Below are 23,782 nucleotides of genomic sequence, written 5' to 3' on the forward strand. Positions count from 1 at the left end.
ACTATGTTTAAAGCATTTTTTCCAAGAACTGCTGAGCGCGATCGCACCGCGGATTTTGAAAAAATTCCCTAGGAGTAGTATCTTCGGCTAAACTGCCTTGATCGAGGAACATAATCCGACTGGCAACTTCTCTAGCAAATCCCATTTCATGAGTGACAATTGCCATTGTAATCCCCGTCTCTGCTAAGGCTTTCATAACTTCCAGTACATCTTTGACCATTTCTGGATCTAACGCAGATGTTGGTTCATCAAATAAAATCATCTCCGGTTCCATTGCCAACGCCCGTGCGATCGCTACTCGCTGTTTTTGTCCCCCCGATAATTTAGATGGATAAACACCTGCTTTTGGTTCTAAACCAACTTTAGTTAATAATTCCAACCCTTTTGCTTGCGCTTGCTGCTTCTCTACTTTTTTCACTTTCATGGGGGCGTAGGTGACATTTTGCAGCACTGTCATGTGAGGAAACAAATTAAAATGTTGAAATACCATCACTAAATGTTGGCGAATTTTAGCAATGTTGACTTGGGGATGAGTAATTTCTTGTTCATGAAAGTAAATCTTTCCTTTTGTAGGGCGTTCTAGCAAATTCATACAGCGCAAAAATGTAGATTTACCCGAACCAGAAGGCCCCAAAATCGCCACCACTTCCCCTTGATAAATCTCTGTAGAAATATCTTTAAGTACTTCCAACTCACCAAAGGACTTACATAAAAATTCCGTGCGAATGATTGGATTATTCACTTTGTCTTAACCTCCTTTCTAAAGCAGCAGCACTCATAGTTAGACCCATCACCATAACGTAATAAATCAATCCTGCAAACAACAAAGGTTCAAAGTAAATATATTTATTTGCGCCGACAATTTGGGCGCTGCGTAAGATTTCAACTACACCAATAGTTGACACTAAAGCAGAATCTTTCAACAGTCCGATAGTTTCATTGACTAAGGCAGGGAGAATATTTTTTAAAGCTTGGGGTAAAATTATGTCCCACATCATCAACCAGTAGGAAACACCCATAGACATCGCCGCCTCACTTTGTCCTTTATCCACTGCTTGAATCCCACCCCGGATGGTTTCTGACATATAAGCCCCAGAATTGAGGGTAAAAGTTAATACTCCCGCCTCTAAAGCTGAAATATCATAACCTGTTAGTTGGGGTGTGGCGTAATAAACCAAAGCTAATTGCAATAGTAGGGGTGTGCCTCGAAAAACTGACGTATAAGCATTTGCAACCCAAGTCAGGGGCTTAATTCCTGTAATTTTCAACAAAGAAAGGACTGTACCCCAGAGTAACCCGAAAGTTACAGATAAAAGAGTGAACAATAAAGTTATGGGAACTCCCTGAAGAATAAAAGGAATATCAGGCAGGATTCTGGTAAAGTCTAAATTTAGTCCGCTTTTAGTAGCTGGTGAAGATGCAGTATCGGTGGTGTTATTTTGTGAAAACCACTTGGTTGCGAGTTTTTTTAGTTCACCATTGTTCTGCATTTGTTGCAGAACTTTGTTGAACGGTGCAACTAAAGCAGAACCTTGAGGAAAAGCGATCGCTGATCCACTTCCCTCTTCTGAAGCAATTACGTTAAACTCTAAATCAGGATTAGCTTGGGCGAATCCTTTAGCGACAGTATCTTCAACAATTGCCGCATCAATGCGCCCAGATTTGATTTCTTGAATTGCTTCCGGTACTTTGTTAAGTTGCTTAATCTGAATACCCGTAACTTTCTGAGCAATTTTCTTGGCATTTTGCTCTTGGATAGTTCCCAGTTGTACTCCGACTTTTTTTCCTAAAAGATCTTGCGGTTGTTTGAGGTTACTACCTTTGGGAGCAACAATCGTATCTTTAGCCTCGTAATAGATAATTGAAAAATCAACATTTTTCTGGCGTTCTGGGGTGGGAGTCATCCCAGCCATGACAAAATCTGCTCGATTTGCTTGCAGTGCTGGAATTAATCCATTGAAATCGGATTCCATTACTTTTAGTTTGAAGCCTAGTTTTTGAGCCAGAGTATTAGCAATATCAATGTCAAAACCCACAACTTGGCGATCGCCCCCCTTGGTATTATAAAATTCGTAGGGAGGATAATCTGGTGAGGTAATCATTGTCAGTGTGTCTTTGCCGATAGAAGAGGCTGCTTGCAGGGAATTACTATGATTTGAGATCACACTGATTGCCACCATCGCCGCAAACAGTAGCGTCAATAGCCATACTCTTCGTTTTTTCATAGACTTGCTAAATTATTTGAGATGCACCTTAATATTGAAATAATTTTGGGAACTATATAAATGTAACTTTTGAGCTTTTTTTCCGGAAGGAGTCAAAAGCAAGCTGTATCAACCTATATACCGAATCACTTATACAGAAAATGGGGCATAACGATTATGAAGCCCCGATGCAAATACAACTCTCGTCGAGCCGTTCCAGGATGAATCTAGAACGGCTTTTGCCTTTTGTCAGGAATTTAGCGATTTGAGAGGCTGCGAGGATTGGAGGATTTCCAACGCCAGTTGCTCATGGGGGAAACCCCCTTGGAAGAAGACCGCACTAGCTCCTTTGTAACAAACTTTTCAAGACAGAGGACGCAGAGAGAAGAAAAAATGCTTAACTTAACTGTATTGAGATAAATAGAGTAATTAGGGCTTGCTGAAAAAGTCGTGAAGAAAGAACAGAAGAATTATGTAACTTGCTGTAACCAAGCTGCTAAATCAGACACCGAGGAGAAATCCAGCAGCGCCACAGCCAAATCTTCTAACTGAATCAATGATAACTGCTGAACACGTTCTTCTAACTCAGGGGTAAGTGTACCGACTCGTTGAGGAAGTAAGCGCATTACTAATGATTTTGTTGCTTGCTGTTTTCCCTGCTCAATTCCTTCTTCCATCCAACTTGTAACTATTTGCATAACCACCTCTTGTTCTTTTGATTCCATGCTAGCAATATCGGCTTGCAACAGTCTTTGTTCTTCCGTACTCAGGCGTAAATAGGTATCAATAAAACCAGAAATTAATCGCATTCGCGCTGGATCTAATTGTAATGTTGCTAATAGACGTAAACATTCAAACTTCACTTGGCGACGTTCTGTTGATGCGATATTCATTTTTGCCATTAATGCAGCCGCTAACGGATTTTGTTGACTCAAAAAATCTCGCCAATTCAAGCGATTTAGCTGAATGACATCATAATTAAACTGTAAAATAACTTTGTTAGGAAATGTTATTTGATGCACATTTGATTCTGGAATTTTGGGAGAGTCGTAAGAAAATATCACCACTGGATATACAGGTAAGTCAAATTTTTCATACAAGCGGGCAAAATAACGAAACATCCGCTTGTCAAAGCTTGGTTGCTTATAAGATTGATTTTCAATATGAATTAAAAAATAAGACTCCTGGGTGCGAAATTTGACTTTAACAATTAAATCAGCTTCGTAACGTTCCCCAGCGGTAACATCAGTAAAAACTTCTTTATCTATAAACTCTATAGAATCATTTTCCAGATATGTTAGTACCTCTGGTAAAAACAACTCTAAGAACTCTACAAAAAAGGTAGTGAGGAGTTCCTTAAACAAGCGATCATGATCAATCATCCAACAGCCAAGTTTAACTTATTTCATCTCCATCCAATTCTCACCGGCACGCACATCTACCAATAAAGGCACACTCAACTGTACCGCATTTTCCATCACTGATTTAATTTGTGGTTGCAATTCTTCCCATTCTTGAGGAGGAACTTCAAATACTAATTCATCATGAACTTGTAATAACAAACGCGCTTGATATTTCTGTAAAACTTCATGCAATCTCACCATTGCAATTTTGATAATATCAGCGCTGGAACCTTGAATTGGTGCATTGGCAGCAGAGCGCAGTAATCCAGCGTCGTAAACACCTAAATTTTTTAATTTACTCAAGTCAATATCTTCTGGATTATTATTTTTTAGTTTGCGTAAACTATTATTAGTAAATTCAAAATAACGACGACGGCCAAGAATAGTTTCTACATAACCTTGAGCGATCGCTTCCTTTTTCATTCCCTCTAAATATCTAAAAATTTGTGGATAGCGTTCGTTAAATCGCTTGATAAATTCGTTAGCAACACCTTTATCTATACCAGTCGAACGTGAAAATCTCAGAGAACCCATACCATAAATCACACCAAAATTAATCGTCTTGGCTAATCTGCGTTCATCTGATGTGATATCTGATTTTTCAAATATTAATCTTGCTGTGACTGTATGAATGTCTTCATTTTGCTGATATGCTTGCACTAACAATGGTTCTTGACTTAAATGAGCCAAAATTCTTAACTCAATTTGGGAGTAATCAGCAGCTACCATTAACCAGCCTGGTTCCGGCAAAAATGCCTTACGAATTTGACGACTAAAAGCTGTGCGAATGGGGATATTTTGTAAATTGGGATTAGAAGAAGATAACCTACCAGTTGAGGTTGCAGCTTGATTAAAGTCAGTATGTATACGTTGCGTATCTGGACGCACCAATGCTGGTAAAGCATCTACATAAGTAGACTTTAATTTAGATAAAGTGCGGTTTTCAATAATTGCATCAACAAATCCAGTTGTATCGACTTCTTGAAGCTTTTCTAATGTTGCCGCATCTGTCGAGTAACCTGTTTGAATTTTACGAGAATATTTGGTACTCAATCCCAACTTTTCAAATAATATCTGGCTTAATTGTTTAGGAGAACCCAAGTTAAATTTCTCTCCAGCTATCTTAGTAGCTTGTGCTTCTAAACGTGCTAAATCTGTTTCTAACTGTTGTGATAGTTCTTGCAGATAAGCAGAATTAATGCGGACACCAATATATTCCATTTCTGCTAAAACTACTTCTAATGGCTGTTCTACTTCCACTAAAAGCCGATTTAAAGCAGGAACTTGTTGCAGTTCTTCACGCAATTTATGTACTAATCCAAATGTAGAATAGACATCCATCCCACAGTAATCTGCTACAGATGCAATGTCTATATCAGCAATGGTTTTTCCTTTGGGAACTAAATCCAAGTAACTTTTTGCTGACAAGCCCAAATATCGCCAAGATAAATCACTTAAGTTATGGCTAGAATCTGGATTTAGTAAGTAACTAGCCAGCATGGAATCAAATACTACTCCCGCTAACTTAATTCCTTGACAACGAAAAACTAAGCGGTCAAATTTACCATTTTGGAATGCTTTGGGATAATCAGCACTTTCTAGAATTGGGCGTAATGCTTCTAATGCTAAATCTTTATTTAAATTTTCCCCAGTTTTGTGACCAAGAGGAATATATGCAACTTCATCGGGTTCGGTTCCCCAGCAGCAACCAATTCCTACTAAGTCAGCATCTCGTGGCTCTAAATCACTTGTTTCAGTGTCCCAAGCAACGGGTACTTCGGGATTAGTCAATGTCTGCAACAGATTAACCAATTCAGTGAGTTGAGCTTCAGTGTTGATGATACGTGGTTGAATTGGCGATGCAGTTGACTGTTGTGCAGCTGCTTGTGTGTCAGCAAAACTGAAAAATGAAATATCTGCGTCTTCAAATTCTGGTTCTATATCAGTTGTTTCTAGTTTTGGTAATTCTGCAACTTTGCCACCAAAACGTTGCTGGAGTTCATTAATTTGGCTTAGAAAACGATTAAATTCTAACTTTTCTAAAATCGGAATCAGGACGCTTTCATCAAATCCTGTGAGTTTGCAATCTTCTAAATCAAGTTCTAAAGGAACATCTAAAACTATTTTGGCTAGATATTGAGATCTATCAGCATCTTCTTTACCTTCAACCAGTTTTTTATGAGTTGCTCCTTTAATTTCATCTAGCGCTGCATATATCTGTTCCAGAGAATTATAGGTACTAAGTAGCTGCACTGCTGTCTTTTCACCAATACCCTTGACCCCAGGAATATTATCTGATTTGTCGCCACAAAGAGCTTTAAAATCAACAATTTGCGTTGGTAGTACACCCAATTTTTCTTTAACTTGTTCTGTGCTAAATTCAGTGATGCTATTTGTAGAGCGCTTGAGAGCATCAGGACTGAAATTTAAAACAGTGATTTCTTTCTGTGGATCAATCAGTTGAAATAAATCGCGATCGCCTGTGAGAATTTTCACTTTATACCCAGCCGCAGTTGCTCTTTGGGATAATGTTCCCAAAACATCATCTGCTTCGTAACCAGGAGCCGTCAGAACTGGTAAATTAAAGCCAGTTAGCAACTCTTGCAGATTTTTCAAGTCTGGCACAAAATCTTCTGGTGTTCCGGGGCGATCGGCTTTGTAGGTATCGTCGGCTTCGTGGCGAAAAGTGGGTAAACCCAAATCGAAAGCTACAGCCATTGCTTGCGGCTGCTGTGTCGCCATGACTTCCAGCAGACATTTGAGAAAACCAAAACAGACACTAGTAGGAATCCCTGTCTTAGTGCGTAGTCCACCATCTCGCCCTTTGGCAAAAGCGAAGTATGAACGAAAAGCGAGGGAGTGTCCATCTACTAAGATGAACGTGGGGCGGGTTGTAATGACAGCAGAAGTTTGAGACATAGCCATATTGTAGCTACTTACTTCTGTCGCGGGAATAGTTCAGCTGATGTCATTTTATGCTCAATACCGCTAATCTACAATTTTTAGATACCGAAAGAAGTCTGATCGGTAGAAGCGCTATATATGCTTTTAGGGCTTGCCACAGGCATCAGAACTTAGGTAGAAATAAGAGATTGAGAGTTTTTGTGTTTAATTCCTAATTTTATATTGCTTGGCAAACTACACCCAAATCACTGAATTATTAGCTACTATTGTTTGGGTTTTATTACTGGTAGGGTTTTAATATCTGTGTGGTGTAAATATAGCGTTATTGCTTGTGTTAGTCTCAGTACGGCTTTATTGATAACTGGCTGTGTTGAAAAAAAAGCTTCCCAATGTCAGCGACTGATTCAGGTGGTGGATGCAGGAGATTCTCTAATTGATCAAAAAAAAGGACAGCAGGTGATCACGAGCTTTCAATTATCTAGAGATTTGGAAGCTATCACCACATCTTTAGAAGAACTAAATCTAACAGATCCCAACCTGAAAGAATTACAGAGCCAATTCTCAAAGGTGTTCGAGAATCTTAGTCAAGCGATCGCCAAAGCTTCTAAGGCTCTTGGTGCAGCTAAAACAGCTGAAGCTTCCTCATCTGGTAGAGAAAAATTACAAAATGCCAGAACAGAAATCGATACGGCGCTAACAGCAGCTAAAACTGCTGCTAAACAGTCGGATGCATTAATTAATCAACTAAATAAGTACTGTTCTCAACCATAATTTTTCTAGTCAAACGACATTTTATGTTGTTGAGGAAGAGGGAAGAAAACTCGAAAAAACTCATTCATCCTTCTTCCTTATTGATTAAATACTTTTCATTTATTTTGTGTTATCTGTTCTCTTTTAACCAAAAATTTATCTCGTTGGCTACCCAAAAAGGCAGACGAAAGGCCTCTTTTTGATTCAGCTAAATAATTGTTACCAAAACTTGGCGATCGCGTTATCTTGAAAAATGAACTTTCAGAAGTGCATCTTTCATGAGAAACAAGCAAGTTTTACTTACAGGCGGTACTGGTGGACTAGGTTTAGGGGTAACACCAGCAGTTCTCGCTCAAGGTGCAGATGTAACAGTTACTTATCGCAATTCTCAAGAAGTTGAACGCCTGAAAGGAATTATTTCACCTGCTGATTTTGCTAGACTTCATTTTGTCTACACTAATCTAGAAACAGAAGCTTCGGTAGAAGATCTCGTCAATCGTATGGGACGAGTAGATGTGTTGATTCATCTGGTGGGTGGCTTTTCGATGGGGAAAACTCACGAATATAGTTTTGATGACTGGAAACATGAGTTTGATATCAATTTAAATACAACTTTCTTGACTTGCAAATATAGCTTGAAAAGTATGTTAGCTCATGGTTATGGACGTATTGTCACTGTAAGTTCTAAAGCTGCCGTGGAACCAGCTGGACAATTAGCGGCATATTCTGCGGCTAAAGCGGGGGTGATAGCTTTAACGAAAGCGATCGCAGATGAAACCAAAGGTACTAATATTACCGCTAATGTTGTCTTACCGACTGTGATTGATACTCCTGCTAATCGCCAAGCTATGGGTACAGAAAATGCAGACGAATGGGTAAAACCTCAATCTCTGGCACAATTAATCTGCTTTTTAGCCTCTGAAGCCGCTAAAGATATTCGTGGAGCAGCAATCCCGATATATGGCAATGTTTAGTTATCCATTACTACTATTCACCAATTTCTCTCCTTTGAGCATTCGTACTGCCGCTTCTAATAAAGCTTCTTCTAAGTATGGTTTAGTAAAGTAACCGCTAGCACCTAGTTGAATTGCCATCTGTCTATGTTTATCTGCACCTCGTGAAGTTAGCATAGCAATTGGTAAATGATTGAGGCTGGAGTCTTTCTGAATGCGAGAGAGTAATTCTAGACCATCGCAACGAGGCATTTCAATGTCACAAAATACGATATCGCAAGGTAAACCAGAGCGGAGTTTATCCCAAGCTTCCTGGCCATCGCGCGCCTGTTCAACGCGATAACCTGCTTTGTTAAACGTCAAGGAGAGCAATTCTCGTACTGTAATTGAGTCATCGACAATCAGCACTGTCGGATCAATTTTCACAGCCGGGATTTCTATGACATCAGGAGTACCTTTTTGCTGCCAAAGAGTACCACCGCTATGTTTAGAAATCCGTCCTTGGAAGATATCAATGATTTCTAACACATCAGCAATTGGCATAATTCGACCATCACCCAGAACTGTTGCACCAGCTACACCAATGGGTTTAGGTGCTGGCCCTTCAAATTGCTTAATTACTATTTCTTGCTCGCTCAGTACTAGGTCAATTTGTAGAGCAATTAAAGTGTTTCCCGATCGCACCACAATAACCGAAACCATGTCATCATCTCTAGTACCGCCATAAACGCTGCCGCGAATGATTTGACGATTAAATGTCAGAAGTTCTTTGAGAGGACGGAATGGTAATACAGTATCGCGCCAAGAAATAAATGATTGTCCATCGGCGCTATGCTGGATATTTTTGACTGGTATATCAAGGGTATCTTCCACGCCGTCCATTGGGAATGCAACCCTAGCTTTATCAGAAACGCAGCACAGAGCTTTGCAAATACTTAGGGTTAGTGGCAAACGAATCGTGAATGTGGTTCCTTTATTGATGATAGAATCGGTGTTTACTGTGCCGCGAATTTCGCTAATCTCGGAGCGAACTACATCCATCCCCACACCGCGACCGGAAATCTCATCTGCTTTATCTTTGATACTAAAACCAGATTGGAACAGCAGGTCATAAACTTCCATGCGCGAAATAGTTTTTGCTTGCTCTGCTGTAATCATGCCTAGCTTGATTGCTTTAGCTTTGATTCCTTCTGTATCAATACCTGCACCATCATCACCTACAGAAATGATAGTTTGGTTTCCTTGGTGGAAAGCACGGATGGTAATCACTCCCACTGGTTGTTTGCCTGCTGCTTGCCGTACTTCTGGCATTTCAATCCCGTGAGCGATCGCATTGTTGAGCATGTGAGTCAGCGGATCGGTAAGATGATCTAAAATCATCTTGTCAATTAAGGTATCGCCGCCTTCAATAATTAACTCTACTTGTTTGCCGTACTTGATGGCATTGTCCCGCACACCTCGCCGTAAGCGATCAATAGTTTGGGAAAAAGGAACCATTCGCGCTTTTGTTAGTCCTTCTTGCAACTGGGTAGTTACTTGGCGGAATTGTCGCGCGACTCGTTCAGTTTCTTCTGTGACGAAATCAATGTCACTCGCTGACTCCCGCACCCGTACAATTAGTTCAATCATTTCCTGGGATAGGGTATGGAAAGGCGTAAACCGATCCATTTCTAATTCGCTAAAACCCCTATCTGTATCAGCATCATCAGCAGGTAAGCTTATTTCTTTAGGAGATTCTTTGGTTTTGCGACTAGCTAAAAGAGAGGCTTCCAATAGCGATCGCTCATACAATTCTTGCATTCTTGCTCCCACATCTGAAAGCTGTTGCACCTGAACCAGCAAATTATCTAGTGACTGTCGCATCCGTTCATGATCTTGCTCTAAAGTGTTACGGTTAACGACCAACTCCCCAACTAAATTGCTCATGTCGTCCAGTTGTTTAACTGGCACTTTCATCGTTTCTTCAAATTTGGCAGTCCGTCGAGCAGAAGGACGGGGGATTTTACCGATGTTTTGTTTTGCTGGTGATGAGTGGGATATGGTTTGATCTGCTTCTGCTAGCAGTTTCTCTAAGTCGCCAAATTCATCGGTTACTGGTGATGCAGTTGTCTCTGGCCGCAATTGTGGCATCTGGGAGAGCTGATCATGAGATTTCGCTGTCACTTGCTCATCATCGTCTGCACCCAATAATGCTTCTAGAGCAGCAAAATCTTCTTCTGCAATGAAACTAGGCTTAGTGTTAGGACTTACGTCTTCTTTTAGTAATGCTTCTAAATCTGCAAACTCATCCTGGATATAAGTTTCATTTTGTTGACTAACTTCTGCTAAATTTTCATCAGTTTCTAGGTTTAAACCAAATTCACCAAAATCTAAGTCTGCTAGTGCATCATCTTCAGTAGTGTCTGTAGCTAATTCCGACGTTAATAAATCATCAATTTCTGAAAAATCAGCGATCGCCTCTAGGCTATCTTCTATAATCTCTGAAGAATCACTGTTATTTTCTAAAGTTGCTGGTTGTTCAGTGTCCGACGTTAATAAATCATCAATTTCTGAAAAATCAGCGATCGCCTCTATGCTATCTTCTACAATCTCTGAAGAATCACTTGGATTTTCTTGAGTTGCTGGTTGTTCAGTGTCCGACGTTAATAAATCATCAATTTCTGAAAAATCAGCGATCGCCTCTAAACTGTCTTCTATAATCTCTGAAGAATCACTTAGATTTTCTTGAGTTGCTGCTTGTTCAGTTTCTGGTAAATCAGCGATCGCCTCTAAACTGTCTTCTATAATCTCTGAAGAATCACTTAGATTTTCTTGAGTTGCTGCTTGTTCAGTTTCTGGTAAATCAGCGATCGCCTCTAAACTGTCTTCTATAATTTCTGAAGAATCACTGCTATTTTCTAGAGTTGCTAGTTGTTCAGTTTCTGGTAAATCAGCGATCGCCTCTAAACTGTCTTCTATAATTTCTGAAGAATCACTGCTATTTTCTAGAGTTGCTAGTTGTTCAGTTTCTGGTAAATCAGCGATCGCCTCTAAACTGTCTTCTATAATCTCTGAAGAATCACTGTTCTTTTCTAGAGTTGCTGGTTGTTCAGTTTCTGGTTTGAATAAATCATCGAACGGCTGAATGTAAGTTGAATGATCTGTAGTGGTTTTTTCCTCAAGATTCTCATCACTACTATCGCCTAGAGGATGGAACAAATCAATTTCTGACTCAGCCAATGTTTGAGAAGAAGCTACAACAGATTCGTCTGTAGACAGGTTAGTAAATTCGGGGATGAAATCTAAAGTTTCTGGCTCTTGTGAAAAATTAGAAATCTCCTGCAAAGAAATATTATCATCGCCAACGGTAGAAGAAATCGTTAAGTCGCTTGTTGTTGAATCGCCAAAAAAATCATCTCCAGTATCTGGAGGTAATATCAAATCTAGCGGCTGCTCTGGCTGCTCAAAAGAGATATCAAACTCTTCTAGGTCAAAATTTGCTGTTGGCGAGGATGTGGACTGCTTATCGTCAAATATCTCACTAGAAGATGTTGCAGCAAATAAACTCTCTTCTAAGGCTTTTGCTATATCCTGCTCAAGGACGAGATCAAATTCTGACTGTTGTTCTGCGTCAGTTTCCTGGTTCCAGAAGTTGCTCAAATCATCATCTGTCTGAGAAAATTCTATTTCTGTAGTAGTTGGTGCATCAAATAAATCACCAATTTCTGACTCATTCGTAGGTAAGATGGTATTTTCTTCTGTAGCAGCAAACAGATTATCTAAAGAAAAAGCATCTGACTGAGGAACATTAGGCTTTAATTCCAGAGAATTATTAGCATTAATTTCCTCTAAATTCTCTATATTTGTAGTTTCTATAAATAAGTCATCTAAACTACTTGGTTGGTTAATAGATATTTCAATACTGGCAATAATTTCAGTTTCTGGTTGAGTAACTTCTTCAGTAGGTAGTGCTAGATTTTCATCTAGTCCTATTGCCAATAAGTCATCCATTGTATCCTGTTGATTTATCTCTTCAGGAGACTGTGGCAATTCGCTAGAGATTTCAGCTAATTTTTCTAAAGCATCAGTAGATATTGATAAATCTTGTGATTTTAAGTTCTCTTGTTCTAAAATTTTATCGCCAAATAGTAGATCTAATTCTTCTTTTTTACTTGTGCTTATTTGAGACTCATCGCTGCTTATATCTTCATCCAAGGATAGAAAATCAGCTAAATCGCTATCAACTTCATCATTATCATGATCGCTGAGTTCAATACCTAATTCACTGACATTTTTAATATCTAGAACTTCTTCTTGTTGCCAAGTTTCATCAAGTTCAGGAGTTTCACCTTCAAACAAGTCAGCTAAAGTATTTAATTCGGCTAATCCTACTTCTGGCCCGTTGTGATCATTATGTTTATTAGTAACAGCTACATCGTCTTCATTACTAAAGAACAGACTAACACTGGCAGCTTCAGAAATGTCATTTTCTGCAATATGTTCTATATTAAGCTGCTCGGATAGTTCTGTGAAACTAGTTACACTATCTGTTGGCTGTAAAACCGTAGCATCACTAACCAAATTATCTGTTTGAAGCGGCAATATTGGCTCAGATAAGTTTGGCTCAGACGTAATTAATGGTTCTGTAACAGTAGCAAGCCGTTCTTCTAGCAAATCTGTAGTTATTTCTAACAAATCGATTTCTGGAAAACTCAAAAGTGCTTCTAATTGCTGACTAATGGCAATCTCGGCTTCCCTACTTTGGTGAACTAATTCTTGAGCTTGCTTAATTTCGGTAATGACAATTTTTGCTAAAGTCAGATATGTATTTTCGGGATTAGCGATCGCACTAGCCGCCGCTTGACATAAACCACACCAGTTGGGTAAATTCCATTTCTCACCCAGAGTAACCAACTGGTGACAACATTGCTGAAGTTTTTGTCGAGATTCAGGTGTAGCTTTTTGCTTAAATAGCTGCAACATTTCCCGTAGTGCCTGTAGCACTTGGCTTTGAAACTCACCCCAATCCTTTTCTCTGCTAGCAACTGGCGTACGTGTTTCTTGAGATGGTGCAGAAAAGTTAATTTCTGTTGTAGTTGTCTGGGTATCTTCCTCCAAAAGGGGAATATCTTGGCGGAGGAAAATTTCTGTGAGTGTGCTGACGCTATCAGCAGAGGCTGGTTGTAATTTCGCTGTCGCAGTACCGTTGACTACTCCATTACTACCTTGTTGTACTAAAGTTTCCAGATGCTCATACAGCCATTTAAAAACCGGCTCGGCTTCTGACATGAGATTGTTAGCAGCTTCTTCCGACAAACCGAACGGCCCGCTTAAATGTTCTAACAGTGCCTTGAGGGTGTCGGATACACCGAGAAATAAAGACTCTAATTTTTGATCAATTTTAACTGGATGCTCTTTGAGAACTTTAAAACAATCTTCTAGACGGTGGGAGGTATGCTGGATGCTACTCAGACCAAGCATTGCCGCCCCTCCCTTGATGGAATGAGCCGCCCGGAAAACTTCGTTAACCATTTCCGGGTCGTTTAAGGTACTTTCGAGATTCAGCAACCCCTGTTCAATTGTGTTCAGGTGGTCTCTTGCTTCTTCGATGAAGTAGCCTAAAATCCGCTGTTGTTGTTCCGGCAGCATAAGCAAGGATGAAGGATAAAGGATAAAGGATTAAAGATAAAAGATGAATGACAGGGGATAAAAGCTAAAGCATGAATAAATGTTCACACTTCACACTTCATACTTCACACTTCATACTTCATCCTTTACCTGGATTCGAGGGTTTCCACGCGGAAACGCTCAACAGAGGAGATCAAGTCGCGGGATACACCTACTAGATTTTGTAAAGCCCCGGAAACTCTTTGTGCTTCCTGGGACGTTTCTTGTGCTGTTAATTCTACTGATTGCATGACGTGAGCAACGGCACGGGAAGTTTCCGTCTGTTCTACTGTGTCGCTGGTAATAGAGCGTACAAGAGTATCAATTCGATTCGCAACTTGAATAATATTTTCTAGCGATCGCTTAGCTTCTTCTGCTAATTTTGTACCTTTAATTACCTGTTGTGTGCCTTCTTCCATTGCGGTCATTACAGAGCCTGTTTCGCTTTGGATTTGCATTACAATTTGTTCAATTTCCTTCAGGGATTTCGCAGATTTATCTGCTAACTGGCGCACTTCATCTGCCACAATGGCAAATCCACGCCCAGCTTCTCCTGCCCGTGCCGCCTCAATACTAGCATTGAGTGCCAGCAAGTTAGTACGGGAGGCAATTTGGGAAATTAACGCCACAATTTTAGAAATTTCTTGGGAAGATTCCGCTAATCGCTTCACTTTGCGAGTAGTTTCAGCAACAGTTTCGCGGATTTCTAAAATACCTGCCACAGTATTTTCCACGGCCTCACCACCTTTGAGAGCAATGGTACTAGCATCGCGAGCAACTGCTTCAGCTTCTCTGGCTGCTTCCGCTACCCGCTGAATCGAGTCGGTCATTACCTGCACAGAATTTAAGGTGACACCTAACTCTTCTGCTTGGCGCAAAGCATCACTAGATAAAGCTCTAGCAAAAGTTTCAGAATTAGTTGCACCTTTTGTAACTTCTTTGGCTGCTACTTTTACTTGTTGGACAATATCCCGCAGGTTTTGAATTGTCAAGTTAAAGGCATCAGCAACGGCTCCGAGTACGTCGGCTGTCACTTCAGCTTGGACTGTTAAATCTCCTCTAGCAGCGCCTTCTACGTCGTCTAACAAGCGAATTACTTGGCGTTGCAGGTTTTCTTTGGCTTCTTCTTGTTCATCGGCTTTACGTTGGGCTTCATGGGTAGTCGTAAAAATTACCCGCGCCATTTCGTTAAAGCCAGTAGCCAACAGCCCTAATTCATCTTCAGAGTATACTGTGGCTTGCACATTCAGATTGCCTTGACGGACTGCATCAAATTGAGCTTGTAAATCCTTGGTTGTGCGGCGAATTTGTCTGAGTGTGAGACTTCCCATAAAAGCAGCGGTGGAAAATCCCGCAATGCCAGCGGCTAAAGACATTGCCCAACCTGTATTTCTGATAGATTCTCGCTGTTGGGGCAAAGAAAAATTGGCAGATGCGAAGCTGACGGTAGCTACAACCAAAGCAGAGAAAACACCCACAGTTCCAGCAACAAACCAAGGTTTCGTGTCCAAAGGAGCATTTTCTAATGGTGCTAACCAACCTTGCTCGACGCTGACGGTAGGTTCTAGCTTTGAGACATCAGTTTGAGTAAAAACTGGAACTGCTTCTTGTGCGCCTGTATGAGAGCCAGTAATTGAAAATAGTTCGTCATCGCGATCGCCTGTTTCATTTTCTGGGGTAGCATCTTTAGTCTGAGCGCGTGGACTGCCTGTTTCCATCGTACCTGAAAGCATTACCACATCACCGAAGCTAGAATCTACTTCTGCTAAGTCAAACCCAGGAATACTTCCTAAATCATCAAATTCGTCAAAGTCGTCTAAAAACTCTATATTACTTTTAGATTTTTCCCCGTTTAAGATATTGTTGTTTCGGTTGTCATCTAAGGAAAATTCTTCTGAGCCGAAAGCAGACTCAAATGCCTCAAAATCAAAACCTTCATCACTATCAAAGCTGTTTGGTTCGACTGTTATATTTTTTGGAAGTTGCTGTTGGTTTGGCAAAGCAAAATTTCCGTTCACAGATGAAAGCGTTTCTGGAAAATTTTCTTGTGCTTTTGATTGCTGTAACCAATTACTTGATTTTGATTGTGATAAATTATCTTGACTACTGTATTTTTGTGTGGAACCATCATCTGGTTCCGCTTTGCCCATTAATAAGGTTTCACCCTCTAGGCTATTTATTGGCAAGTCCAAACTTGGAATATCTGAATCTTGTTGGTTTTCTTCTACCAAGACTTCAAAAGTATTTTCTAAGCTATTGCTTGTGGATGAATTAAATTCTCCAAAAGGTGAATCATTACTATTATTGGAGTAATCTTTACTGTCAGAACTGGCATTACTATCTAAGAAATTACTATTAAATTTTGGTTCCTCAAGACTTTCTTCTAAACTATCTTCCTGCCAGAAAGCTGGTAACTCCAAGTCTGATTGCTTTTCCCAAATGTTGGCGTTTGACTCTGGCTCATCTAGATTTTGATTTAAAGCAAAAGGATCATCGCTCAAAGGCACTGAGGAATCTGAGTTTGTATTAAATGAAATACTGTCTGTAGGAATATCAAATGGACTACTTGAAGATATTTCTTCTAGGTCTACAGTTTCTGGTTCTGGGTTAAAGCAATTCAAATCAAAACTGTTATTGCTATCTGAGTCCGCAAATATCCCCAAGTCTTGCAATTCTGGTTCGTTAGATTCCAGATTATCGGCTATTCTTGAGGAATTTGTTGACTTTTCTTCGCTATTATCCTCAGTAGAAAAGTGTCCCTCAAATGGTTGTTGGTATTGACTGATATTTTCTAGACCATTATTAGCAAAACCAATAATTTCTTGATCATCAGTCAACTGCAACACTTTTTGATATTCTTTTTGTGCTACATCATATTGCTGCAAAACATAGTAAATATGACCCCGCAACAAATGACAGTTAGGGTCATCTGGGACATTTTGCACTACCTGATCAACCAAATTAGCTGCAACTTCATATTTCTGTTGCGCGTAGGCTGCACAAGCCTGTTTATATGTTTCGAGGTAATCATCTATACTTGCTGCCATTTCCTCTCTCCCAATTTCATCCTGCCCATCTTGCACTCCGTAAAATTGCCATTTGATCAAGCAGTTTTAGACACTGATTATTTTTAGCACCTATTGACCACTCTCCACGTAAAAAGGGAGCCATAGTATCGGGTAAATTAGTTGGTGGCATCAAATGCTGCACATCCAGCCAGTCCATACCACCGACTTCGTCTACCGCTAAACCGACAATTGTGTCCTGTTCTTCAATAGCAATCACCGGAATTTCAGCTCTATCTGTGTTTAACGGAGTTGCTTCACCAAGAAATTGACCCAAATCAGCCACCCAAATTACTCGACCTCGTAAATTTAGAGTACCCAAAAGTAAAGGAGAAGCATTAGGAATCGGGGTAATTCTGTCAGGACTTAGTTCCATAACCTCTCGGATACCAGTTGCTGGTAGTGCAAACTCCTGATGCGAGGGTATATAAAACCGCAAATGTAACTCACCTTCAGGACTTTCTACTTGTAATTCAGGACGGAAGTGGTCTTGACCATTGCCACTTAAAAAGTCCGGTAACTTGCCCATATTGTTTTCATCCTTATCCTCGCAGCAGTTGTTTGACTGTTCCTACCAACTCAGTTGGCTGAAACGGTTTAGCTATATAAGCATCCGCACCTTGCTTCATACCCCAATAGCGATCAAATTCTTCGCCTTTAGAAGAACACATGACCACAGGCACGTTTTGGGTTTTGGGATCGGATTTTAATCGACGGCAGACTTCATAACCGTTCATGCGGGGCATAACGATATCTAAGACCACCAAGTCAGGAGGTGTGGTTTGAATTGCTTCCAATGCCTCTACGCCGTCACTAGCATGGGTAACTTTTAAGCCAGTTGCTTTTAGGAGATCTGTAATCATCTCTCTTTGGGCGATACTGTCTTCCACGATCAGAACTGTACTCATAAATGGTTATCTACCTCCTGATGTAGACGTTCCTTTTTGGAACATTCTTTGTTCTCCCTCGTAAGTAGTTAGTGTATAAATTAAGTTTATTGATTCACTAATTTACTAGATAGTAAAGTTGTCCTGAAGTTGGCTGACTCTGTGATAACATCTTTTACTCTATCTTTTGTAGAATCAACAAGTCTTATATCTTGTCTCGGTTCCTACGCAAGTTTGTAAGTCTACATATTTTTCTACGAGCATGAGTAACTCAGTATCACCAAACGGCTTGGTTAAATAATCTGTTGCGCCAACCATACTAGCTCTGACTCGGTCAGTAAATCCATCTTTACCAGTCAGCATAATAATCGGTATGAGCCGAAATGCTGTAGATTGTCGCAGCATGGCACAAATCTCATAACCATCTAATTCCGGCATAGAAATGTCGCATAAAATCAGATCTGGCTGGAGTCGAAAAATCAAACTCAGCGCCTCCAAAGGATTACTGAGAGCGATCGCATCGTACCCTTGTTGCTGCAAGATAGATTCTACAGTTTCACAGATAGTAGTTGTATCGTCAATACATACTATCCGCACCTGATGATTTTTTTCTGTCTCCTTGTCTTCTATTTGTATCTTTAAGTTAGTTGTACCCGAATATACTAATTGCAACCAACCCTGCTGTACGTATGGATATATCACTTTAGCGACTGTCAAAATATCTCGGTTGAGATAACGAGCTAGTTGGCGTAGGGAGGTTTTACCATCCGCCCATTGTTGTAACTTACTCACAGTTGCTGCTGGCAGTGAAGAACTTAGCTGAACTATGTCAGCTATTATCGGTAATTGTTCTGGAGACTGAATATGTGGATATAATTGCTTCCATTCTTGGCGTTGTTGGGTAATTTTAGCTACTAAAGGAGCAATTTCTAAGCTGGTTAGTTGAGGGGCCAGTGCCACACCCTGAAGAAAAATGAAATTACCCTGGTGTAAACTCAGTAAGTCAAAAAGGGTCTCATGTATTAATTGGTGAATAATATTATGAGCTACTTTCGGACTAATCATATTCCGTTCTAAAAGCGCCCAGAGATAGCCATATTCTGTAGCGTGATCTAAACCTAAGGAAGCAAGTTGCTGTTCATCGAGTTGCATTTCAACTCGGTTATGTTGTAAGTAATCACTAATCCGCAACAAATTACTATCACCTTCTTGGCAATAGATAATTTGACCATTGAGGAAAAAGACAAACCAAAAACGTTGTTGACAGTTCCTAGAATGGCGATGTCTATTTGCCTTATCTTTTATTGTTTGTTCGCTGTTGTGAAAGTCGGCTTCCACTAAAAGTTGTCCAGTTCGCTGTCCCAATTCAATCAGTTGCAGGATACTGCGAATGTCAATTTCACTTAAATTTCCCCGCATTTAGCTCGAAAGCACTCCTGGTAAGTTAATTTTGTCCGTCAATTTTTTGATGTTTCTAGAAACTTCAAAAAATAAATTATCTAATATATTCAGATTCTATTTTTCTTACTTCCTCTGCTCCCCCTGCCTCTTCCCTAGTCGATGAGGTATGGGTACTCAAAATCTTATTTCCTTTACAGCTAATCCTCATCAGGGGATACATTCAGATACAATCTGTAAATTTTCGTAATAGCTTTTGACAAAGCTAGTGATACCACGGAAGTCATCATTACTGTCATCAGTAGAAAATATAAAGACGCGATTCAATCGCTTCTATAAATATCAAGTCGTGATAACTCACGTCTATAAATAGTTTTGTCTGTCTTGTTTTGCTCAACAGGGGTGAAATTAAGACAGGTTAGCAGAATTATCTCAGGTATATCTCAAGTCACAGACATTAAGTACACAAGAGGACGAACGGTGTGCTGTATTTAGCAGAATTACAAAAGCAGAAAGGCGGCTTACTGGGTGGTAGTTCCAAAACCGAACTAAAACTGCTAGCTTGTCAGCGAACCGACCAGAATTGGAGTACTGTGTCGGAGGAAGTAATTGCAGCTGAGGAAGCTAGCAAATTAAATGATGGTGCGTTGGTATTAGTAGAACTAAATCCGAATCGCCAAGTACAACGGATTCAAGAAGCGGGTCGCCCATTAGTTAATATTTTGCAAAATTTTTCTCGCCAATTAGAAAAATTTAAGCTGAAGGAAGATGAGATTGATCAGTGGAAGGAATCATTGACATTTCAGGCGCAAGAAATGAATCGCCGCGAAATGGACATGGAAGTACGCTTAGAGCAGCTGCAACAAATGGAGTCAGATTTTCAGCAACTGGAGTCCCAAAAACAGGAAGTTGAAACATCTCGTGAACAAATTGAACAGTTGCAAGCAGAAATTGAGCGCAATCGTCAAGAACTAGAAGGAGCTTGGGAACATTTACGGGGAGAGCAGCGCCGCCTTGAAGAACATCAAGCAGATTCCCAACAGGGAACAGTTTTAGATGAAGAACAAAGTCGGGTAATGAGTGAGTTACTTGAGCGCTTATCTAATCGTGTTGCTCCTACAGAAGCAGTCAGAGAACATCTTCGTTTAGCGTTTGAATTAGTCGAAACCCAGCAAGCTACTCTCAACCCACATTGGCAACAATTAGAGCAACAAAGAACTCTCGCAAATCAACAGCAAGAAGAAATTGACCGCCTTTTACAAACATTAAGCGATCGCCAGAACGCGTGGCAACAAGCACACAATTCTTTAGAACAACAAACAGTCCAACTGAAAGTAAATACGGCAACTCTTGCCAGCAAGCAAGAATACGCTCAAATAGTCAAAATACACTGGCAATATCAGGAAGATTTATATCAACAAATTCGCTCTTTTGCTGCAAGTTCTGGTAATGTGGTTTTAAGTCAAAAAATAGATGTGGAAGCTTTGCAGAGAATGCCTATAGAAGAACTGCAAAAGACTATACAAGATTTAACTAATAAGTTAGAAATAGACTCTAGCTTTGTTCATGATCAAGAACAAGAACTCAAATATAAGCAAGAAACTATCGAAGAATTACAAAATAAAATTCGCCAAGCACCTGACCAAGATCAAATTAATTTAGAGATGGAACTAACAGATGAAAAAGACCTCTACCAAATGCTTAATGAAACTTTGGTAGGTCAACGCCGTAATTTGCTACAACGGCAGAAATTTGTTAAGCAACATCAAAATGTCTTGTTAAAACGTCAAGGACAGACTGTTTCTGATACAGAAGAAGAGAACAACAATATTGATTTTAGACCAATTCTTTTACAAGTTGATACACAGCGGCAACAACAGTCCCAAGAACTCCAAAAGTTAGAACATGAAATTGAGCAAATGCGTTCTGCTATTGAGCTTGATCAAGGAATGATTGATAATCAAATTCATGAACAAGAGGAAAAGCAGCAAGAAATAAAAATGATGGAAGAAAACTTGCTGTCTTTAAGGACTGCAACGGCTGAATGCTGGGGTCGAGTGAATCTTTATCAAGAAGCATTACAACCTATTCAAGATTCCTTAGATGGGTTGCGGCAAAAGTTGCAAAATATTGGAGAATCTTTGGCTCAAGTTCAAGAAACTGGTGATTACCAACTTCAGACTATTAGCGAAATGCGTCAGACTCTGCAAAATTTGATGTCTCAGCCAGAATTATTAGCATCTTAGAAAATATGGAAGATAAAGGATGAAAAAACACTTTATACCAATTCGTAATTCGTAATTCGTAATTATGAAAGTTGGACATAATCTAGGTTTATAGGTTTGAATCTATTGCTCAATTTTAGAGAATTAGTATTATACTTCACCCTTTGTGTTTTATGTAAATCCAGTTTTCTTGTACTTGGGCGATCGCACCACCAGGAAATGGATCGGTTTGTGAACGATTAGGCGCTACAATTAAAGCTGTTAGTTTTTCAATATGTTCAAAATTAGGTGCGTCAGGAAGTATTTGTTGTAATACCTGACGCATAGTGCGGCGTTGCAATGCCAATGGTGCTGTCTGTAATATCCGCCGATTTAACCTCATGAAATCATTTTCCCCCTGTTCTGTCGCTGCTTCCCGCAACTGTTGAGCAGCTTGTTCTAAATATTCCACTTCCGCTTGCAGAAGTTCTGCTGTTTGGGCTAAGGCTGATTCGACATTGGGGTTAAAATTTGCTTGTAAATAAGGTATTAACTCTTGGCGGATACGATTACGGGCGTATTTTACATCTTGATTGGTGGAATCTTCCCAAATTGGTAAATTAAACTCTTGGCAAAACTGCTGTGTTTGTTTGCGAGTGACTTCTAAAAGTGGACGCACTAACATCATGCCTGTTTCTAATTGACGTTGCCAAGTTAAAGCTTGTAAACCATCAGCACCAGTACCGCGCATTAAGTTGTAAAGTAGGGTTTCGGCGCGATCGCTGGCTGTGTGTCCTGTAATAATATATTGATAATTATGGGTTTGGGCGATCGCACTTAAAGTTTGATATCGCCAATTACGTGCTTTAGCTTCACTATTTAGAGGTTCATTTGCTGTTTCTAAATAAAAAGATATGCCCCAATTTTGAGCTAAGTTTTTGACATGATTGGCATTAGCTTCAGAATCAAAACGCCAGCGATGATCGCAATGGGCAATACCTAAATTCCAGCCCCATTTTGCTTGTAAATCTAACAGTAATTTGATTAAACATAGAGAATCTTGTCCACCAGAAACAGCTACTAATAGGCGCTGGTTATGTTCAAATAAGTGGCGCGATCGGATGGTACGATGTATCTGTGCATGTAGGGGAGTCCATACCATTGGGGGGATAGGGGGAGATTCTTAGTTATTAGTTAATTACTATACTTTGGAATCGGACAGCAAGCCTGATATATCTAATACTCGTTCCGAAAAAATACTAGATTGTGTTGCAACTTCTATACGTTTTTTATCATCAGACCAAAATATTATCAAAATTCAATTTCCATCGTGCTAGTTGAACTTGAATGTTAACTAGTTCTTCAGCATATTCCGGTTCAATTTCTGCTGCTGTCCACTCAATCAGCCACAGAGTTTCATCTGTCACACTCTGAACAGCTTCTTTATAAGCAGTGTTACAAAATGTTTTAATTCGCGCTAAATTGGAGGCTACATGTCCTAAGCGGGTTGGTATATTATCAAATTGAAACTGTGCTTTTTTTTCATCTAAATTCTGGTTCATATCCACCAATCAACTCTTGAGTTATTTTTTTAACACGTTCTCGAATTTCTAGTTTTTGAATAATCATCGAACGTTTCTTATTCAATTTAAAATATCCTTGATTTGTGCCACCATTTCAGCACGATTTGTAACTTCCAGCTTGCGAAATATCCGTTTTAATGCTTGCTTGACTGAATTTTCTGTAATCCATAAAGTCGCACCGATTTTAGCATTAGTTAATCCCTGTGCTACTAATTCAGCAATTTGAATTTCTCGTGCTGTGAGGCGATTCTTCCCAGAATATTTTATTCTAATTTGTTGTATATCCAACGTGGCCAAACAAGCTGACAGATGAGTGCAAACAGCGCTGAGATGAGCAATATTTTGATGATGGAATGCTGGAGTTTCACCCACACGAGCAAAATAAATTGCGCCAATGAGACTACCACCGCCAACTATTGGCCCAGTCATAATGTGTTCGTGGTCATAGTATGCACAACAATTCTGATAAAGTTCGCTTTGCTTCCATCCTCCTGGAGGTAACACCATTTCCTCATGTGCCGGAGCATGATGCTCAACTACGTAGCGCAGAACTGGATCAACGGCTCGACCAACTTTTTCATAAAGTTCTACAAAAGTATCAGCATAGGGTACACCGTGGATATCAATTGATCGCTCATTGAAAAGATAAATTCCCCAACGTTGGACGCTAAAATGTTCGCCAACTCTATCCATAAAGCATAGTCTGAGTTCGCGCTGATCGCGAGCAGAGGCTAAAGCTTGGAATAGCTCATGAAGAGAATTAGCCATTGAACTGAAAATGTACC

General features: G+C 39.9%; 15 protein-coding genes. 3 read left to right on the forward strand and 12 right to left on the reverse strand.

What is annotated here, in order from left to right:
* Positions 1-7: 7 nt before the first annotated feature.
* The 4 genes from QI031_RS04990 to polA all read right to left on the reverse strand — a co-directional run bounded on the left by QI031_RS04990 (position 8) and on the right by polA (position 6,526).
* Positions 8-742 (reverse strand): amino acid ABC transporter ATP-binding protein, encoded by a 735-nt coding sequence (locus QI031_RS04990; protein WP_343217844.1) that lies wholly within the window; start codon positions 740-742, stop codon positions 8-10.
* Complete coding sequence (locus QI031_RS04995; RefSeq protein WP_281484104.1) at positions 735-2,225, reverse strand: ABC transporter permease subunit; 1,491 nt, start codon at positions 2,223-2,225, stop codon at positions 735-737. Before QI031_RS04995 ends, QI031_RS04990 begins: the two co-directional genes overlap by 8 nt.
* A gap of 449 nt (positions 2,226-2,674) precedes the next feature.
* The gene (locus QI031_RS05000; RefSeq protein ID WP_281484105.1) at positions 2,675-3,586 is read right to left on the reverse strand and encodes a DUF4351 domain-containing protein; all 912 of its coding nucleotides are present in this window, start codon (positions 3,584-3,586) and stop codon (positions 2,675-2,677) included.
* Positions 3,587-3,604: 18 nt separating this feature from the next.
* Positions 3,605-6,526, reverse strand: coding sequence for a DNA polymerase I (gene polA / locus QI031_RS05005; protein ID WP_281484106.1), 2,922 nt, complete (start codon positions 6,524-6,526; stop codon positions 3,605-3,607).
* A 282-nt stretch (positions 6,527-6,808) separates the two neighbouring features.
* Here polA and QI031_RS05010 point away from each other — a divergent pair, with 282 nt between their 5' ends.
* Positions 6,809-7,282 (forward strand): hypothetical protein, encoded by a 474-nt coding sequence (locus QI031_RS05010; RefSeq protein WP_281485936.1) that lies wholly within the window; start codon positions 6,809-6,811, stop codon positions 7,280-7,282.
* Between the two features lie 257 nt (positions 7,283-7,539).
* Positions 7,540-8,235: a 3-oxoacyl-ACP reductase FabG gene (fabG, locus tag QI031_RS05015; RefSeq protein ID WP_281484107.1), complete on the forward strand. Its 696-nt coding sequence runs from the start codon at positions 7,540-7,542 to the stop codon at positions 8,233-8,235.
* Here fabG and QI031_RS05020 read toward each other — a convergent pair whose 3' ends face one another.
* The 5 genes from QI031_RS05020 to QI031_RS05040 form a co-directional block, all read right to left on the reverse strand.
* Entirely contained in the window at positions 8,236-13,842 is a 5,607-nt protein-coding gene (locus tag QI031_RS05020; RefSeq protein WP_281484108.1) for a response regulator, read from the reverse strand.
* Positions 13,843-13,967: 125 nt separating this feature from the next.
* Positions 13,968-16,907 carry a methyl-accepting chemotaxis protein gene (locus tag QI031_RS05025; RefSeq protein ID WP_281484109.1) on the reverse strand — a complete coding sequence of 980 codons (2,940 nt, stop codon included), beginning with the start codon at positions 16,905-16,907 and terminating at the stop codon, positions 13,968-13,970.
* A gap of 16 nt (positions 16,908-16,923) precedes the next feature.
* Positions 16,924-17,454: a chemotaxis protein CheW gene (locus QI031_RS05030; protein WP_281484110.1), complete on the reverse strand. Its 531-nt coding sequence runs from the start codon at positions 17,452-17,454 to the stop codon at positions 16,924-16,926.
* Between the two features lie 13 nt (positions 17,455-17,467).
* The gene (locus QI031_RS05035) at positions 17,468-17,833 is read right to left on the reverse strand and encodes a response regulator transcription factor (protein ID WP_281484111.1); all 366 of its coding nucleotides are present in this window, start codon (positions 17,831-17,833) and stop codon (positions 17,468-17,470) included.
* Between the two features lie 174 nt (positions 17,834-18,007).
* The gene (locus QI031_RS05040; RefSeq protein ID WP_281484112.1) at positions 18,008-19,231 is read right to left on the reverse strand and encodes a response regulator; all 1,224 of its coding nucleotides are present in this window, start codon (positions 19,229-19,231) and stop codon (positions 18,008-18,010) included.
* A 461-nt stretch (positions 19,232-19,692) separates the two neighbouring features.
* Between QI031_RS05040 and hmpF the strand changes: the two genes are divergently transcribed.
* Positions 19,693-21,456: a pilus motility taxis protein HmpF gene (gene hmpF, locus QI031_RS05045; RefSeq protein ID WP_281484113.1), complete on the forward strand. Its 1,764-nt coding sequence runs from the start codon at positions 19,693-19,695 to the stop codon at positions 21,454-21,456.
* Between the two features lie 136 nt (positions 21,457-21,592).
* Here hmpF and tilS read toward each other — a convergent pair whose 3' ends face one another.
* The 3 genes from tilS to QI031_RS05060 all read right to left on the reverse strand — a co-directional run bounded on the left by tilS (position 21,593) and on the right by QI031_RS05060 (position 23,765).
* A complete protein-coding gene (tilS, locus tag QI031_RS05050) occupies positions 21,593-22,576 on the reverse strand; it encodes a tRNA lysidine(34) synthetase TilS (protein WP_281484114.1) in 984 nt (327 codons plus the stop codon).
* A 133-nt stretch (positions 22,577-22,709) separates the two neighbouring features.
* Entirely contained in the window at positions 22,710-22,976 is a 267-nt protein-coding gene (locus QI031_RS05055; RefSeq protein WP_281484115.1) for a hypothetical protein, read from the reverse strand.
* Positions 22,977-23,057: 81 nt separating this feature from the next.
* Complete coding sequence (locus QI031_RS05060; RefSeq protein WP_281484116.1) at positions 23,058-23,765, reverse strand: LuxR C-terminal-related transcriptional regulator; 708 nt, start codon at positions 23,763-23,765, stop codon at positions 23,058-23,060.
* Positions 23,766-23,782: the final 17 nt, after the last annotated feature.

Source organism: Halotia branconii CENA392, assembly GCF_029953635.1.
In the GTDB taxonomy this organism is placed as follows: Bacteria; Cyanobacteriota; Cyanobacteriia; order Cyanobacteriales; family Nostocaceae; genus Halotia; species Halotia branconii.